Source organism: Spiroplasma endosymbiont of Othius punctulatus (genome assembly GCF_964019505.1).
GTDB lineage: Bacteria > Bacillota_I > Bacilli_A > Mycoplasmatales > Mycoplasmataceae > TIUS-1.
This window is the reverse complement of record NZ_OZ026449.1, coordinates 90,253-106,951: the sequence shown is the minus strand read 5'-3', so window position 1 is coordinate 106,951 and position 16,699 is coordinate 90,253. Positions and strand designations below refer to the sequence as shown.

At 30.3% G+C, this 16,699-nt stretch carries 15 protein-coding genes and 5 tRNA genes; all 20 read right to left on the bottom strand.

The window, feature by feature from the left end; translation table 4 throughout:
• Window position 1: 1 nt before the first annotated feature.
• Window positions 2-1,054, bottom strand: coding sequence for a spermidine/putrescine ABC transporter ATP-binding protein (potA, locus tag AACL07_RS00550; RefSeq protein ID WP_338983706.1), 1,053 nt, complete (start codon window positions 1,052-1,054; stop codon window positions 2-4).
• Window positions 1,055-1,345: 291 nt separating this feature from the next.
• Window positions 1,346-2,539 carry a carbohydrate ABC transporter permease gene (locus AACL07_RS00545; RefSeq protein ID WP_338983704.1) on the bottom strand — a complete coding sequence of 398 codons (1,194 nt, stop codon included), beginning with the start codon at window positions 2,537-2,539 and terminating at the stop codon, window positions 1,346-1,348.
• Window positions 2,539-3,459, bottom strand: a complete 921-nt coding sequence (locus tag AACL07_RS00540; RefSeq protein WP_338983702.1) for a sugar ABC transporter permease — start codon at window positions 3,457-3,459, stop codon at window positions 2,539-2,541. The genes AACL07_RS00545 and AACL07_RS00540 overlap by 1 nt, the downstream gene beginning before the upstream one ends.
• On the bottom strand, window positions 3,459-5,255 hold the full coding sequence (locus AACL07_RS00535) for an ATP-binding cassette domain-containing protein (protein WP_338983700.1): 1,797 nt from the start codon (window positions 5,253-5,255) through the stop codon (window positions 3,459-3,461). The genes AACL07_RS00540 and AACL07_RS00535 overlap by 1 nt, the downstream gene beginning before the upstream one ends.
• 1 nt (window position 5,256) lies before the next feature.
• Window positions 5,257-6,576, bottom strand: coding sequence for an ABC transporter substrate-binding protein (locus AACL07_RS00530; RefSeq protein WP_338983698.1), 1,320 nt, complete (start codon window positions 6,574-6,576; stop codon window positions 5,257-5,259).
• Between the two features lie 46 nt (window positions 6,577-6,622).
• Window positions 6,623-7,531, bottom strand: coding sequence for an HAD family hydrolase (locus AACL07_RS00525; protein ID WP_338983696.1), 909 nt, complete (start codon window positions 7,529-7,531; stop codon window positions 6,623-6,625).
• Window positions 7,532-7,549: 18 nt separating this feature from the next.
• A complete protein-coding gene (trxA, locus tag AACL07_RS00520; protein WP_338983694.1) occupies window positions 7,550-7,861 on the bottom strand; it encodes a thioredoxin in 312 nt (103 codons plus the stop codon).
• Window positions 7,862-7,887: 26 nt separating this feature from the next.
• A complete protein-coding gene (locus AACL07_RS00515) occupies window positions 7,888-8,712 on the bottom strand; it encodes an HAD family hydrolase (protein WP_338983692.1) in 825 nt (274 codons plus the stop codon).
• Between the two features lie 71 nt (window positions 8,713-8,783).
• Window positions 8,784-8,868, bottom strand: a tRNA-Leu gene (locus AACL07_RS00510).
• Window positions 8,869-8,912: 44 nt separating this feature from the next.
• Window positions 8,913-8,987: transfer RNA gene (locus AACL07_RS00505), tRNA-Thr, on the bottom strand.
• A 5-nt stretch (window positions 8,988-8,992) separates the two neighbouring features.
• Window positions 8,993-9,068, bottom strand: a tRNA-Val gene (locus AACL07_RS00500).
• A gap of 5 nt (window positions 9,069-9,073) precedes the next feature.
• Window positions 9,074-9,149: transfer RNA gene (locus AACL07_RS00495), tRNA-Glu, on the bottom strand.
• A 3-nt stretch (window positions 9,150-9,152) separates the two neighbouring features.
• Window positions 9,153-9,227, bottom strand: a tRNA-Asn gene (locus AACL07_RS00490).
• A 122-nt stretch (window positions 9,228-9,349) separates the two neighbouring features.
• Window positions 9,350-10,246, bottom strand: coding sequence for an RluA family pseudouridine synthase (locus AACL07_RS00485; protein WP_338983690.1), 897 nt, complete (start codon window positions 10,244-10,246; stop codon window positions 9,350-9,352).
• 12 nt (window positions 10,247-10,258) lie between these two features.
• Window positions 10,259-11,179: a type II CAAX endopeptidase family protein gene (locus tag AACL07_RS00480; protein ID WP_338983688.1), complete on the bottom strand. Its 921-nt coding sequence runs from the start codon at window positions 11,177-11,179 to the stop codon at window positions 10,259-10,261.
• A gap of 50 nt (window positions 11,180-11,229) precedes the next feature.
• A complete protein-coding gene (locus AACL07_RS00475) occupies window positions 11,230-11,727 on the bottom strand; it encodes a PTS glucose transporter subunit IIA (protein WP_338983687.1) in 498 nt (165 codons plus the stop codon).
• Window positions 11,728-11,741: 14 nt separating this feature from the next.
• On the bottom strand, window positions 11,742-13,457 hold the full coding sequence (gene ptsP, locus AACL07_RS00470) for a phosphoenolpyruvate--protein phosphotransferase (RefSeq protein WP_338983685.1): 1,716 nt from the start codon (window positions 13,455-13,457) through the stop codon (window positions 11,742-11,744).
• A gap of 109 nt (window positions 13,458-13,566) precedes the next feature.
• The gene (locus tag AACL07_RS00465; protein ID WP_338983683.1) at window positions 13,567-13,830 is read right to left on the bottom strand and encodes an HPr family phosphocarrier protein; all 264 of its coding nucleotides are present in this window, start codon (window positions 13,828-13,830) and stop codon (window positions 13,567-13,569) included.
• A 34-nt stretch (window positions 13,831-13,864) separates the two neighbouring features.
• Window positions 13,865-16,036, bottom strand: coding sequence for an ATP-dependent helicase (locus AACL07_RS00460; protein WP_338983681.1), 2,172 nt, complete (start codon window positions 16,034-16,036; stop codon window positions 13,865-13,867).
• Window positions 16,029-16,694 (bottom strand): RDD family protein, encoded by a 666-nt coding sequence (locus AACL07_RS00455; protein WP_338983679.1) that lies wholly within the window; start codon window positions 16,692-16,694, stop codon window positions 16,029-16,031. Before AACL07_RS00455 ends, AACL07_RS00460 begins: the two co-directional genes overlap by 8 nt.
• Between the last annotated feature and the right edge of the window lie 5 nt (window positions 16,695-16,699).

The following is a 16,699-nucleotide window of genomic DNA, read 5'->3' as shown; positions in this document are numbered from 1 at the left end:
ATTACTCATCAATCTCCTTTCACATTATGTGAATATCGTCTCTTTCTCATTTAATTGATACTTCCATATCAAAGTCAAAAAACTGAGTAGTTTGAGCCATATAAGTTCTGTCTTTAGTTTTGATCACATACTCATAAACAGTACCTTTGAAAACTACATCACTAACTACTCCATCAAAAAATCCTTTTGATTTTTCACCAATAATAATATCTTCTGGTCTGATTACAATATCGATGTTAGCTTCTTCTGTTCCAAACCCTTTGTCATTACATGCAAAAGTTTTACCATCGAATGAAACTTTCTCATCTTCAATAAACATACCATTTTCAATAATGTTTGATTTACCAATAAAGTTAGCAACTCATCTATTTTCTGGTTCATTGTAAACTGATTGAGGTGTCCCAATTTGTTTAATAACACCATCGTTTAAAACAATGATTCTATCACTCAATGTTAGAGCTTCTTCTTGATCATGTGTTACCAATACGAAAGTAATCCCCACTTGTTCTTGTAGTTCTTTTAATTCATCTTGCATTCTTTTTTTAAGTTGAACATCTAGTGCCGCTAGCGGTTCATCTAATAGTAGTATTCTTGGTTTTAAAATTAAAGCTCTTGCGATTGCAACTCTTTGTCTTTGTCCACCTGATAAGTCTTGAACACGTTTATGCTCAAAACCAGCTAGTCCCATTTTTTTAATGTAGGCCCCAACTTCTTCTTGAACAATGTGTTCCTTTGTTTTTTTAATTCTCAATCCATAAGCAATGTTTTCGAAAACATCGTAGTGTGGGAAAAGTGCATAGTTTTGAAAAATAGTGTTTATTTCTCTTTTGTTTGTTGGAATTTTTGTAAGGTCTTTTCCTTCGAACAAAAGATCACCACTGTTTGGTTTTTCTCTTCCTGCAATAATATTTAATGTTGTAGATTTTCCGCACCCAGAAGGTCCTAATAGAGTTACAAACTCTCCTTCTCGGACATTAAAACTAATACCTTTTAAAATAACTTTTCCGTCATATTGCTTAGTAAGATCGCGAATTTCTAGAATTGTTTTATTCATTGAATTCTGTCTCCTTTACTTTTAAAATTTATTAATTTAAACGCGCAATGCTTGCGCCTACAGGGAGAGATTCTCAGCGCCTAATACGTCTTTTAATCATTCAATACGATCATCAATTACATCAAATAATTCTGCAATTAAATACTGTTGAATATTTATAACTTTACTTGATTTCATAATTGGTTCTCCTTTGAATTTTTTTGTTAGTTTTATTATATATAGTTGTGAATAAATGTGTTATTTTTTTATTTAACTTTTTAATATAAAAACAAAACCTGTAATGGTTTTGTTTTACATATTAATGTTTTTATTACCTTTAATGAATAATTTATTAAACACCAAACACAATAGCAACATTGGTATTGTTGATATTATTGTTCCAGCCATTTTTAGATTTATCGGGTCTTCTAATGCTGCGTTAGGTAAGTTTTCAGGGTTAATCAATCCTCATAACAACATTGGCAACGTTACTCACTGTGAATCAGAATTTAATATCGCTGTTGGTCACAACAATGAGTTTCATGATGATATTAAAGACAGCACCATAACAAGCATTATTGAATATTTAATATGGGGTATTGCGACTTTAAAAAAGTACTTACCCGTTGATAGTCCATCTACTTGTGTAGCTTTTTTTAATTGTGAAGGTATTGATCTAAATGCATTTGCAATTAGATATATTCCTACTATGTTTGCAGCAAACGGGACAATCAACGCCATGAAGGTGTTACCCATACCAAGTTGTTTCATAAATACTAATTGCCCAAGAATCAGCGATTCTCCTGGTATTGCTAATGCTGCAATAAAAATAACTGAAACAATTTTAATAAAGTTATTTTTAAAATTCGCCATTGCAAAACCTGCAGTCACAGAAATAATAATTTGCACCATAACAGATACTAACGTTATTAAAACCGAGTTCCACATTATTCTCGCAAATGAAACCTCATATACTTCTCTTTGATTTATAAAGTGTATTAAATCCTTATAAGGCTGAATTGATCAATGCAGCGGTAATATCGGAGGTACGTCACCTGATAGCAAATATTCATCTGGTGTCAGCGAGATATTTAACATTCAATAAAAAGGAAACACAATCACAATTGCTGAAATTGATAAAAATATAATTTGTAATATTTTATTTACCAATTGAGCTCTAGTATGTTTTCCGGCAAACTGGTTTGTTTGTTCGTTTTCTTTTTTGATTTTGCGAATGAATTTATAATTTGAAAGCTTGAATCAAATTTCATAAAAGAACTTTGAAATTAAGAAACTAATTAAATACAAGTACTTTGTATACTTAACCTTTGTTATCACCTCTTCTTGGAAGTGGTTTCTATGTTTTTTGATCGACAATCCAGATTCATATCTTTTTTCTAAAATAGAAAATTTTGTATTTTCATTGTTGTTTTTAAACTCAAAATAATCAGACTTCGTTTGTCTAATTTCATTGTTGAAATTTTGTCTGATTATTTTTTTGTTCATTACGTCTTTACCTTTTTGGCGATTATCATATTTGAGATTGTTAGTACAAGCACAATTAAGGTTAAGATAATTGCTGCTGCTGAAGACAGTCTATAATCTCTTATTCCATCGATTCCATTTAATCTTTCAAAAATATATGAAACTAAAGTTTGCGCTTCTATTAATGTTGTTTGGTTGTATGACTCAAATAGCCCAACGGGGAATATTTTAAATGAGGCAATAATTCCTACAGTTATTAAGTAAAACATTGTTTGTCTAACTAGCGGCAGAGTAATTTTGAACAACTGTTTAAAATTACTCATACCATCAATTGAAGCCGCTTTGTAATACTTATTATTTATTCTTACAAATGAACCAGTCAATATTAAAATCTGGAATGGCATTAAAGTTCAAAAACCAAAAAATAATATCATAACAAGTGCTCACCCTTTGCTGAACCAATTAATATTATCTATTCCAAATAGATTTAATATTGAATTAAATATTCCACCAGTTGGCGAAAAGATAATTGCAAATGCCATTGTCACTGCAAGTGTTGACGTTACATATGGAATAAAAAATATAAATTGAAAAAAGCTAAATGCTTGTTTGTTTAAAATGTTGCTTATATATTTTGAAATCAACATACTGAAAAATAAAGAAATTGGTATTACAGTCACCACAAAAATTAATGAGTTTCTCAAAGCTATCAAAAATGATTTGTCATTAAATAAAAGTTCATAGTTATTAAATGTAAAAGCATATGTTCAAAAACTTTCATATTCATTGGTTGATGATTTTGCAACCGAGAAAAATGCGAAGTATGAAAATATGATTACAAATACCAATGCCGGAGTTATTCATAATAGAGAATTAAATATTGAATTCTTATTTGTCTTTTGCTTTGAAATTAGTTTCTCTAAACGTAGTTTGAACCCCATTAGATTACCTCAATCAATTTTTGATCATCTTCACTTTCAAAAATTAACATCTTTTTGTTTTTGAAATCGAATTTGATTTCTTGTCCAATTTCAAATTCACAAGTTGAATCAAATACCCCAATAATAGTCGTGTTGTCGAATTTGATTGAGACATTTTTATTTTTTCCCATGTCTTCAATTAAAGAAACTTGTCCTTTAAACTTGTTTCCTAAAATAACATCCTCAGGCCTTATTCCAATAAAAACTTCACCGTTAACTTTTGTTTTAAATTCAATGTCTTGAATTTTGAATTTTGATTCACTAACTGTCACAGCAATTATGTTTGTCTGTGGTGAACCAACAAATTCAGCAACAAATTTATTTACTGGATTATCATAAATTTCTCTTGGTGTTCCAAATTGGATTATTTTGCCATTATTTAAAACAGCAATTTTATCAGACATACTCATGGCTTCAGATTGATCATGAGTTACAGCAATAGTTGTGATTTTCATTTCTCTTTGAAACTCTTTGAACCATCTTCTTGTGATGCTTTTTAATTGATAATCAAGATGCGATAAAGCTTCATCCATTAACAATACATCAGGAACTTTTACAATTGCACGAGCAATGGCAACCCTTTGTTGTTGTCCTCATGAAAGTTGATTTGGTTTTTTTTCTAACAACTCTGTTATGTCAACTTTAGCCGCAACATCTGAAATCATTTTTTTCATTACTTCTTTTGAATTTTTTAATTTAGATTTTAAAAGTTCATTCTCATTATTAAATTCTTCCACTGTATAAATTGTCGGCTCTAAACTTAAAGATAAAGTATTTTTATAATCTTGAAAATCAGATTCGAAAGTATAAATCATATGAGATATTATTGTTTTTGTTTCAGCAATTTCAATTTTGAAAGCGTTTCTGATCAATTCTATCATGTCATCTAAACACTCTTTTGATGTAATTTTTTTACATTCATCAAGTTTGCTTTTATCCTTTGCGACATGATGAATTTCAGAATTAAATAAGTCAAGTTGTGACTTAACTGATTTTTTATTTTTACTTGAAAGGTATTTATATTTAACCACCCATTCATAGTCGAATGTTTTTCAAATTGATTGGATGATTGTTTTTATGGTTTTGTCGATTTCTTTATTTTTTAAATTTAGAATTTGTGCTTTTACTTCTTCAAAAGTTTTTACATATTCATCAAAATAAAATACACGAACTTGGTCAAACAATGTTGATGTCATTCTCGAAAATAACGTTTCGTCATCTCTACTTATTTTCGCATTAACAATTGCTTCAACTTCTTCAGTTAATTTTTTTGTTATGTTGATATCATCAGAAAAATAACGTTCATTGATTTCTCTTATTTGTTTTTCTAATTGAAAGCAAATATTTTTTTGATACTCGTATAGCTCTTTTAAATTCCCTGAGTTGTTCAATAGGTTTATATTTCTTTTTATATTAATATTTTTTGTCTTAATTCTATTGTGTAAAGATTTTGATTCAATCAAAGGTAGTCCAATATTTTTTGAAACACTAAGGTGTGGATATAGTGCGTAATCTTGAAAAACATAACCTACATTTCTTCTTTGTGGACTTGTACGTGTAACATCAAAATTCTTAAAGTGAATTTGTCCTGATGTTGGTTGCTTTAATCCTGCAATAGAATCAAGTAATGTTGTTTTACCTGAACCAGATGGACCCAATATCGTAAGAACTTCTCCGCTTTCCACAACAAAAGAAACATTGTCAACAATGTTTTTGTTGTCATATTTAATTTTAAGATTCTTTACGGTTATGCTCATATTAATTTTCGTTCACTATTATTTCTCTTGATTTTGATGCATTTGTATACGCAGCTTTTGCGTCACCATCAAATAATTTTTCTATATCTCAACCACTATCACTTAGTAATATATTTACGACCATTTCATTAAAAATAAATTGGTTATAAAGTCCAGATGACTCATTTGACTCAATACTAAATTGATTTTTGGTTTGACCTTTAACCATTTTTAAAACCTCATCTTCTGGTGAATCTTCTTTGAATTTTATATTTTCAATTCCTTTTTTTGTTCAAGGAATATAACCTGTCGCACTTGTCGGTTCTCATATTTCATCTGAGTCCACCAAGTAGTTTATAAAATCTTCTGCTACTTTTTCTTTATTGCTATTTCCAGATTCTAATGCGATCAATCCATCACCTCTTTGTACCATAAAATTTTTAGTAGAAGGAATATTTATTATTCCAATATCATTATCTCACCCTTTGTCTCAGGAATTATAATATTTTAACCCTGCACTTGAAGCTGTAGACATTAATAAACTATTGTTTTTAAAAGCACCCGATGGTCTTGTATTGTTGCTGGTTACAATTAATGAATCTCTTATATTATTCAATTCTTGCATTAACGGATCAAATGTATTTGCTGCTTTTTTATTAATATTTAAAATATCATCATAATAGTTAAAAAAGTAATCAGGGTTCATTTCGCTTGTGCTAATTTTATTTTCTTTTGCAAATTGTAGATTTATTAAATCAGACATATCATCTATACCAAGAAATTTCTTTTTACTTTTGTCTAGTTCTTTTATTATTTCAAAACGTTTATCTCAAATTTTATTAACTAATTCTTCACCATCTTCACTAAACTTATAACCAATTTCGCGAAGTAGTTTTTTGTTGATCAATAAAACTGAAAACGATTTACCAATAGGAACCATCAATTGATTATCATCTTTGTCTTGTCCAAATTCTAAAAATGATTTATCAAATGCTTTTGTTTCATCAAATTCAATTGACATAATTTTTTCTGACCTGATTTGTTGAACGCGGAATGCTCTATCAAGAGATCCGTTTATAATGTCTGGTGCATATTTATTAGATAATAGTTCACGTTCCATATTGCCTTTTGAGATATTTTTTATTTCCACTTTAATTTCGTTTTCAGACTTAGCATTAAAATATTTTGCAGCATCAATATATCCAATTAAAGAGGTACTGTTAGGGCTTGATTCGATTCAAACTTCAACATTATCGTTTGGTTGTCCACCGCATGAAATTATCAACAAAGCTGAAGGCGTCATAATTGTTAATACAAAAAATAAACTTATTAACTTTTTCATGTGACCTCGTTAGTATTTAGATTATATAAAAAAAATAGTCGTTTGACTATTTTGTTTCACTTGATGAATCTACGTTTGTGTCAGCAGATTCGGCTGCTTCATCAGATAAAATTGTATTTGATGAGTGACTTTCGTCGACATGTTCTTCAACAAATTTAAGAATCTCTGATGCAATCCCATCATCTGAAGATGCTCTAAATTTTGCAACTTCTTTAATTTGATCTGGCGCATTTGACATTGCATAGGAATGACCTGCTCATTTTAATGCTGAAATATCATTTTCACCATCTCCGAAATATGCTACTTCTTTTGGAGAAATTTCATATTCTTTTGCAATTATTCTAAGTGCATGTGCCTTATCAACACCAGGTGCAGTAACTTCCAAAATTTTTGGATTTGTTTTAGGGTAGCTTGCACTTGAAGAAACATATTCTTTTTTATTCAAGAATTTTTTGAATATTACCATGTTCGCTGTTGAACCTTTGATAATCATTTTTGAAAATAATTCAGTTGGTAGTGTTGAACCATCATATTTTTCAACTGGTAATTTATTGTATTTTGACATTACTATTGTCACTAATGAAGCTTTCTTGTTTGAGAAAGATTTTTTACCATTTACACCATAAGCAAAAACAGTTAATTTTAATTCATTTACTTTTTTGAATATTTCTTTGATTTGTTCTTCAGTAAATGGTTTTGATTTTTCTTCTGTTAATATATCGTTTCTAAATTTAAATACTTTAGCTCCGTTTAAAGTAACGATGAAGTCATCGTATTTGAATCCATCAATTGATCTAGCAATTTCTTCAACACGTGAAACACTTCTTCCAGTATTGATAACAATTTTTACATTGTATTTTCTTGCAAGACGAATTGCCTCAATTGCGTCTCTACTTACTTCACCTTTTGAATTTAATAATGTTCCGTCAAGATCAAATCCTATCATTTTTATCATAATTTCGTTCCGCCTATTTTATTGATTGATAAATTTATTTAACATATCTTTTGAAGCAAATCCTGTGTGTGATCTAACAGCTTCTTTATTTTCAAAGATAATCATTGTTGGTATCGACATGATTGCAAATTTTTCTGCGATGTCTTTATTTATATCTACGTCAATTTCTATGAATTTAACGTCTTTTGTTTCTTTTGCGATTTCTTCAATGAATGGCTCAACCATTTTACATGGTCCACATCATGTAGCGAAGAAACTAACAAACACTTTGTTGTTTTCTGCAATTTCGTTTTCGAATTGAGACATGCTTGTAATATTTGTAATTGCCATTTTTGCTCCTGATTTGTTGCTTGTTATTATTCTACAATATTTTCTTTAATATATGTTGCAACACCGTCATTATTATTTGTTTTTGTTTCTAATTTTGCTTTAGTTTTTAAAATTGGAACTGCGTTTTGCATCGCTATTGGGTGATCGGCTTTTTCAAACATAGTTATGTCATTTGCGCCATCTCCGAATGCATAAGTTTCTATCTCTAATCCCTGTTTTTCAAGTTCTTTGATTACAGTTTCCATTCCGATACCTTTGCTTGTTGTTATTGGGGTTAATTCATAAACACGATTTGTGTATTTATGAAATTGTGTGTATTCGTATTTGAAAGTTTTGTGTAATTCTTCAACACTTATTTCATCGGCTTTTTCATTTAGTATGAAAGTTATTAGGTAAATATTTTCTTTTATTTCATCAACACTTTTAATTATCTTGAATTCTTTTTTTGTTACGTTTGCTCAATACTCTGTGTTCTTAGCATTCCCATAACTATATGTAATGTTGTCGGAAAAGAAATGAACTTTATATTTTCCGACTTCGCCATATGTCTTTTCAAATACATCTTTAATAATTTCTTTTGATACAAATTCATCAACAATCATTTTGTTGTTTTTAATGTCATATACTTGGCCACCATTGTGAGCAACTAAATAACCATCGTATTTTAAAATTCCTAAAACTCTAGCTAGCATTTTTACATTACTAATACTTCTTGCTGAAATCGGAACAAAAATTCCACCTTTAGAACAAAACTCATTTATGATTTCTTTTGTGTATTCAGAGAATCTATGATCATCACGTAATAATGTAGAATCAAGATCCGAGAAAACAACTTTGATTTTTTTTGACATAATTTTAATTCTCCAATAAATTTCTAAAATTATAACAAAAAAAAGACTAATAAAGTCTTTTGGTTTCAATGTGGTCCGGAATAAGGGACTTGAACCCCCACGTGTTACCACGCCAGATCCTAAGTCTGGTGCGTCTGCCAATTCCGCCAATTCCGGAGGAATGAAGGAACACATATTCCTTCGCATGTTTATTTCAAAACTGGTGCTGATGATAGGAATCGAACCTACAACCTACTGATTACAAGTCAGTTGCTCTACCGTTGAGCCACATCAGCATAAATGGTGGAGCATGAGGGACTTGAACCCCCGACCATCTGCTTGTAAGGCAGACGCTCTCCCAACTGAGCTAATGCTCCATTTATGGTAGCCTGTACGGGGTTTGAACCCGTGAATGCACGGATGAAAACCGTGTGTGTTAACCGCTTCACCAACAGGCCATTTGGCGGCTTTTGCAGGATTTGAACCTGCGACCAACCGGTTAACAGCCGGTTGCTCTACCACTGAGCTAAAAAGCCGGGTTTGTGTGTAAGAAAACTTACTCTAAAATAATAACATATTTTTATTTCTTAGTGAAACCATTTTTTTACTCAAATAAAAAAACTATTTTAAATTTATTAAATAGTTTTTCAATGTTAAATTATACTTCGTATTTTGATACGAAAGATTTATTGTTAAGATACTCAAATCCGTTATCAAAGTTGAAGAACGCAACTGATTTTGCGACTAGTGCAATTTCTCTTTTTGAACTTCTTTTAGCACCATATCTAAAATCACCTTCAATTGGAGAATTATAGTATCCCATGATTGCGCGAATTTGGTGTTTTCTACCTGAACCTAAAACTATATCCGCAACACCTCTTCTGAACTCGACAGACATTTCACACGATTTTAAACCATACTCTTCTTCAATAAATTCTAGTGAAAAAATTGACTTTTGAATTTCAGAATCATATCTCATAAATCCCTTAACTTCATTTGGGCCTTTGTATATTTTTTCTAATCTAGCAATATAACGTTTCTCAATTTTTTCTTTATCTTTAATAACTTCTAAAAAGTAATCTAATGCTTTTTTGTTTTTAGCATAAATCACAAGACCCTTTGTTAGCTTATCGATTCTATGAATATGACTTACAACAAAACTATTTTCTTTGTCTGGTTGGTATTCTTTTTTCTTGAACAAATATGATTTAACCATCAGATCTAATGAGTCATTAATATCTGAGTGAACCTCTAAGTTAGAAGGTTTATCTGCAATTAAAATGTTTGTATCTTCAAATACAATTTTTAAGTCTTTGTACGGTATTGAAACAAATTCATCCCTTACTTGTTCAATTGCGATTTTTGAATATATTTTAATGTTGTCACCAACTTGTAAAATGATTGAATGCTCTTTAACTTTTTTATTATTAATTTTGATATTACCTGTTCTAAATAATTTATAAATTATTGACAACGACATATCCTTTTGAACTTTCTTTACAAACTTAAAAATTGTTTGTCCTTCGTCGTTTGTATTTACTGTATATTCAATCATTTTCTATACTCCTTAAGAATTGCTAATTACTAATAATATATATGAAATTAAGTTTCATGTTATATGAATTATTATTGAATGACTAAGTGATCCAAATAATGTGAACGCTAGTGACATTAAAAATGATCCAAATATATATATCGGAAGCCCTATAAAGTCCCCTGAAGCCGTTGTGTGCATTGTGGCAAACGCAATTGTACTAATTGCAAGTGTTACTCACCTATTGCCGCTAAAGACCGCTATGAAGTACCTGGCTATCATTTCTTCAAATATAGGGGCAGCCACCACTACAAATAAAAATAACAATATGAAAATAAATATTTTACTTAATAGATTATCGTTTGCAGTTTGTATTAAATCTACAATTGAGTTTTGATTAACTGATTCCGCAAGACCAGTTTTCGACATTGCCCACGATCATAAATACATCAACGGAACAGCTACCATTGTTGCTATCAAGATTGTTAATCAAGATGTTTTAAATCCATTAAAAATATTTTCTCTAAATCCTTTTATTAGAAAAAACGCCAAAACAATAACAGTGATTTGATATATTGTTTGCAATATTGTTCCCAACAACATTGGGTCAATCCATTTTGAAAAAGGACCAATAAATATAGTTAAAAAGAAGAATGCAGTATTAGATCAAAAAAATATAATTTTGTATTCAGTGTAGAACTTAGTTCTTGTTGCAAACAAAAGTGCAGCTACTGAACATGCCATTGTTATTATCATTTGAATCATTGGATAAACTGAATGTTGGTTGAATGCACCACCATTTAGTAAAGAAAAAAGTAAACTCGTTACCAGTGGAATCAACAATGAAATCAACATAATTATTCCACCCTCTTTTTTTCAATTTGTTATCGAAAAAAAGTGAGATCACTTTGTGTCATCTAATATTAATTTGTCTTTTTGTTCTGAATTATTCATGTGTTTATTATATATATAAAAAAATCGCCTAAGCGATTTTAGAATTTGAATTAAGCAATTGTAGCGATTAATTCACCGGCTTTTACTTCACCAGTTTTAACTATTGTTAATGTTTTACCAGTCATTGATTCAGTCATGAAAATGATTGGTGTTTCAATTGATGGCACTTTTGGTGTAACAACTGCAAGGTCAACATTTACTAATGCTTCACCTTTTTTAATTTTGTTTCCTTGTGATACTTTGATGTCGAATCCTTCTCCACCTAATGCAACTGTATCTAATCCAATATGAATTAATACTTCAACTCCATTACTTGCTTTAATACCATAAGCGTGTCCTGATGGTTTGAAAACTGTAACAAGTTCTCCATCGATTGGTGATACGAAAGTTCCGTTTGCAGGAACGATAGCTAAACCATCTCCCATCATTTTTTCTGCGAACATTTCGTCTTGTACTGATGTTAGGTCGATTAGTTTACCGTCTACTGGTGCAAAGATTTCTAATGCACTTGTTGTTGATACTTTTGTTTTTTTTGAAAATAGTCCCATATGTTCTCCTACTATTATTTTATAACTTTTTTAACTAAATTTAATACTTCTTCTGTAGTCTCGCACTCTAATGCTTTTGCAACTAACTCTTGTGTTTCTTTAATTGTTAATTTTGACATGATACTTCTAGCTCTTGGAACTGAAGTTGCTGACATAGAAAACTCATCTAATCCAAGTCCCATTAATAATGGAATTGCATGAGGTTCTCCAGCCATCTCACCACACATACCTACTCATTTACCGTGTTTATGTGCTCCGTCAATTGTTAGTTTTAATAAATGTAATATTGATGGACTGTATGGTTGGTAAAGGTATGAAACCTTTTCGCTCATACGGTCTGCAGCCATTGTATATTGAATTAAATCATTTGTTCCTACTGAGAAGAAATCTGCATATTTAGCAAACTTATCTGCAATAACTGCTGCTGCAGGAATTTCTATCATCATACCGATTTCAAGATCTTTACCTACTTTGATACCTTCTTTTTCTAATTCTTTTTTACATTCCAAAGTAAATTCTTTGGCTGCTTTAAATTCATCAACTGTGGCGATCATTGGGAACATAATTCCTAACGGTCCAAACGCAGATGCTCTTAATAATGCTCTAATTTGAGTTCTAAAGATATCTTTTTTATCCATTGTAAATCTGATAGCTCTATAACCCAAGAATGGGTTATCTTCATGTGGAAATTGGAAGTAAGATAATTTTTTATCTCCTCCAATATCAAGTGTACGGATAACTGTTGGTTTACCCTTCATCAAGTCAACTACTTTTTTATATGAAGTAAATTGTTCTTCTTCTGTTGGTCAGTTTGAGTTGTCCATATATAAGAACTCAGATCTAAATAATCCAATTGCTTCTCCACCATATGCTAAAACATTTTCAACATCATTTGGAGAACCAATGTTAGCACCTAAGATAAAGTCTTTGAATCCATCTTTTGTAACTGTTGGGGCATTGATGAATTTTTTTAACTCTTCTTGTGAAGCTTTAAATGATTCAACTTTTTTCTCTCATACTTTTTTATCTTTTGGGTTGATTTCTATTTCACCAGTTGATCCATCCATTGCAATAATGTCGTTATCTTTAACTGAGCTTAAAATATCTTTTAAACCAAGTACCGCTGGAATTTCTAAACTTCTAGCCATAATCGCTGCATGTGAAGTTCTACCCCCAACATTACACGCAAAACCTTTAACCATTTTTGGATTTAATTGTGCTGTTTGTGAAGGAGTCAAATCTTCTGCTACTATAATTACTTCTTCGTTGATTGCAGCTAAATCAATAATTCTTACACCAAGCGCATGTTTTAATAATCTTGCTGAAATATCTTTTACATCAGCCGCTCTTTCTTTAAAGTATTCATCATCCATTGCTTCAAACATTGCAACAAAATTACCTGTAACTTCGTTGATTGCTTTTGAAACTGTATATTCTGATTTGTTAATTAATTCAAGAATACCTTCGCCAATTGCAGGGTCTTCAAGAATTGATAAGTGAGCCTCAAAGATTTCTGCTTTTTCCGCACCTAACTTTTCAAGAGTAGTTGCTTTTAGTTTAACTAGATCTTCTTTTGTTTTAGCCATCGCACTTTCGTACTTTGTAATTTCAGCTTTTGGATCTTTTGCCTTGCTATCATCGATAACAATTTTATCTTCTTTTAAGATAAAAACTTTAGCTATTGAGACTCCGTCAGATGACCCTATTCCTTTATAAATTTTATTTGCCATTAATATTTCTCCTAGTATCTTTTAAAATAATAACACTAATTTAATTGAATATTTAAGCAATAAAAAATGATACCAAGGTACCATTTTTTTGAAAAATAATTTCTTAAAATTAGATTAATGAATTTTCTTTCATAGCTGCTTCGATAGCTGCTATTGCTTCTTTTTCATCTGTACCATTTGCAAAAATTTCTACTTCTGTATTTGTTTTAATTGCCAATGCCATGATGTTCATGATTGATTTTAAGTTACCTTCTTTTTCACCAGATTTAATTTTGATATCTGATGTGAATTTTGAAGCTTCCTTAGTTAACACTGAAGCTGGTCTAGCGTGTAGTCCAACTGGGTCAATGATTGTTACTTTGATTGAAGTCATATAATTAATCTCCTTTATATGTATTAATTATATACTAATTAATTTTTCACCAAACATTAGAATTTAGCGGAATCATTTTTACTTTATGTCTCGGGTCTGTAAATGCTATAGATAAGAACTTACCTTGAATCGAAACCACAATACCTACTCCAAATGCAGCATGCTCAACCTTGTCACCCTTGATAACATCATTGGTGCTTTTATTAAGTGGTTTAGCTTCAACAACTGGAACAATGATTTTAGATGTCATGTCATTAACGCTAGATCCATGGAAGAATATATTAGATTCTAATTCATATAATTTAGGATCTATCTCTTCTATGAATCTAGATATGCTCAATGTTTCTCCTGCTAAGTGTGAATATTGTCCAACAGAATACATAATAAATAGCTCTTCCTTTGCGCGAGTCACAGCTACATAAAACAACCTTCTCTCTTCTTCAAGTGAGTTAATACTTATTTTTGAAAACTTAGACGGGAACACATTGTTGTTTACACCAACAATGAATACCACACGCTTTTCTAAACCCTTTACTCCATGAACAGTAGACATAACTACTTTATTTGCAACAACTTCATCTGTTATTTCGTTTGTAATATCAATTGCTTCGTTTTGCAAGAAGTTAACAAATATTTCTCTTGTGTCTTTAATATCATTTTCTAGCATTTCAATATATGAATCTAATTGATCATAGAACGTAAGTATGTTTGCTTTAGCTTCGACATCTTCTCTTGCAGTGGTATTGAATTGTAATTCATATCCAATTCTTGAAACAATATATTTCAAGACATCAACTGGCTTATCGTTATTATCTACCATAGAAATTGCTCCAACAAGCATTTCTCTAAAGCTTGTTAGGTTCTTAGATATAGTTTGAAGTTCACCAAAGTGTTCGACAAACAAATTTAATATTGTTGTGTTTTTTAACTTTGCTAACTCAACAATTTTTTCAATTGTCACTGCACCAATTCTCGGTACATGTTTAAATACTCTACCGAACGCAATTGCGTGTCCATGAGTTATCATTTTTATCATTGCTGACAAATCTTTAACAACAGACCTGTCTCTAAAGGCTAGTCCACCAAATATTTCAAATGGAATTTTTTGATTTTGAAATGAAGTTTCAAATGGTCTAGATATAGCGTGATTTCTATAAAGAATGAAGAAATCAGAATACTTGTATCCTTTATCAACTAATTCATTTATTTTATTTGCTATATATTTTGCCTCAAAATTAACAGATGCAGTTTCTTTAACGTGCACCACTTTTCCACTTTTGGTGTCTGAATAGATATCTTTTTTTTCTCTCATTTTATTGTGGTCAATAAAATTATTTGCAACATCTAATATCTTTTGAGTTGATCTGTAATTTTTATTTAAGAAAATTGTTCTTGCATTTTTAAAGTTTTTTTCAAAGTCCAAAATAATACTTAATTCACTTCCTCTTCATGAGTAAATGTTTTGATCTGGATCACCAACAACAGTTAAACAACTTCTATTACCTAAAAGTAATTTTACAATGTTGTACTGCGACGTTGATGTATCTTGAAACTCATCAACTAAAATGTAGTCAAACTTTTGAATTCATTTGGTTAATACTTCTTTATTTGATAAAAATAAATCTTCGACTTTTAAAATTAAATCATCAAAGTCAATTGAGTTATTAACTTTTAGATAATTCAAATAGAGACTATACACTTTTAATATTTGTATTTCTTTGTGGTTTGTTGCACTGTCAGTTGAACCATCATATCTTCAACCTTTTCATCTTGAAATATATCCTATTATTTCTTTCTCTTTCGCGTTGGTAACTAATCCATTTTCTTTTATTAAACGTTTGATAATAGTAACTTGATCTGATGAATCAATTATTTCAAATCCAGGATTTAATCCACAACTTGAATATTCCTCTCTTAAAACACGAACTCCAAATGAGTGAAACGTCGTGATGTATCTTGGTATCTTTCCAATTAGATCATTTATTCTTTCTTTCATTTCCTTTGCGGCTTTGTTTGTAAAAGTAAGCGCTAGAATTCTATTTTGATTTATATTTTCGTTTTCAATTAAGTGACCAATTTTTCCTGTAATTACACGAGTTTTACCAGAACCAGCTCCCGCTAGAATTCTAAGTGGTTTACCTAATTCTAATAGTGCTTCAACTTGTTCATCATTTAAAGATGTTATAACATCGTGCAATTTATTCATCTTTATCTTCCTTGTCATCTAATTGTAAATCTTCTTCATTGAAAACCAAAGGCATATCTTTAACCGCTTCAAAATCAGTATCAATATTTTTTCCTTTTGCTGGTGTTTCAATTCTATAAACTCTAATTCCTAATTTGATATCTATTCATGCTAAGTTATCTGCTTGAACATATATTGTGACCATTGTATATAATCCTCAAACAAAAAATACGATTAAACCAACTCGAGCAATTCAAGCTCAAGATAGACTTTTTGTTTGTCACACTACTTCGGCACTAATTACCTGAGATCCAAAAAATAAACAAGTTGGAATGATTATAAAAATCAATTCTCTAACTAGTATTTTTCAAAATTCAACTTTAGTCCCATCTTCTTTTAAGACAATGACATTTATTAACAGTTTAAATAACGTCCTACCCTTTAGCAGCGTTGGTATAAACACAAAATATGTAAGCACCAAAAATATTTGAATAGAAAATATGATTGCAGTTTTTGATATAGATTCATCCATTGCTCAAAAGCAAAGTGGAACCAGTATTTGTAATGCACTTACAAGAAATAAGTCTAAAAACCTAATTGCTAACAGCCTTCCTCAAAATGGTTTAACTAATTTCTTACCCATTAAAAAAGGAGGAACTGCATTTGAATAATCACTCATTGTTC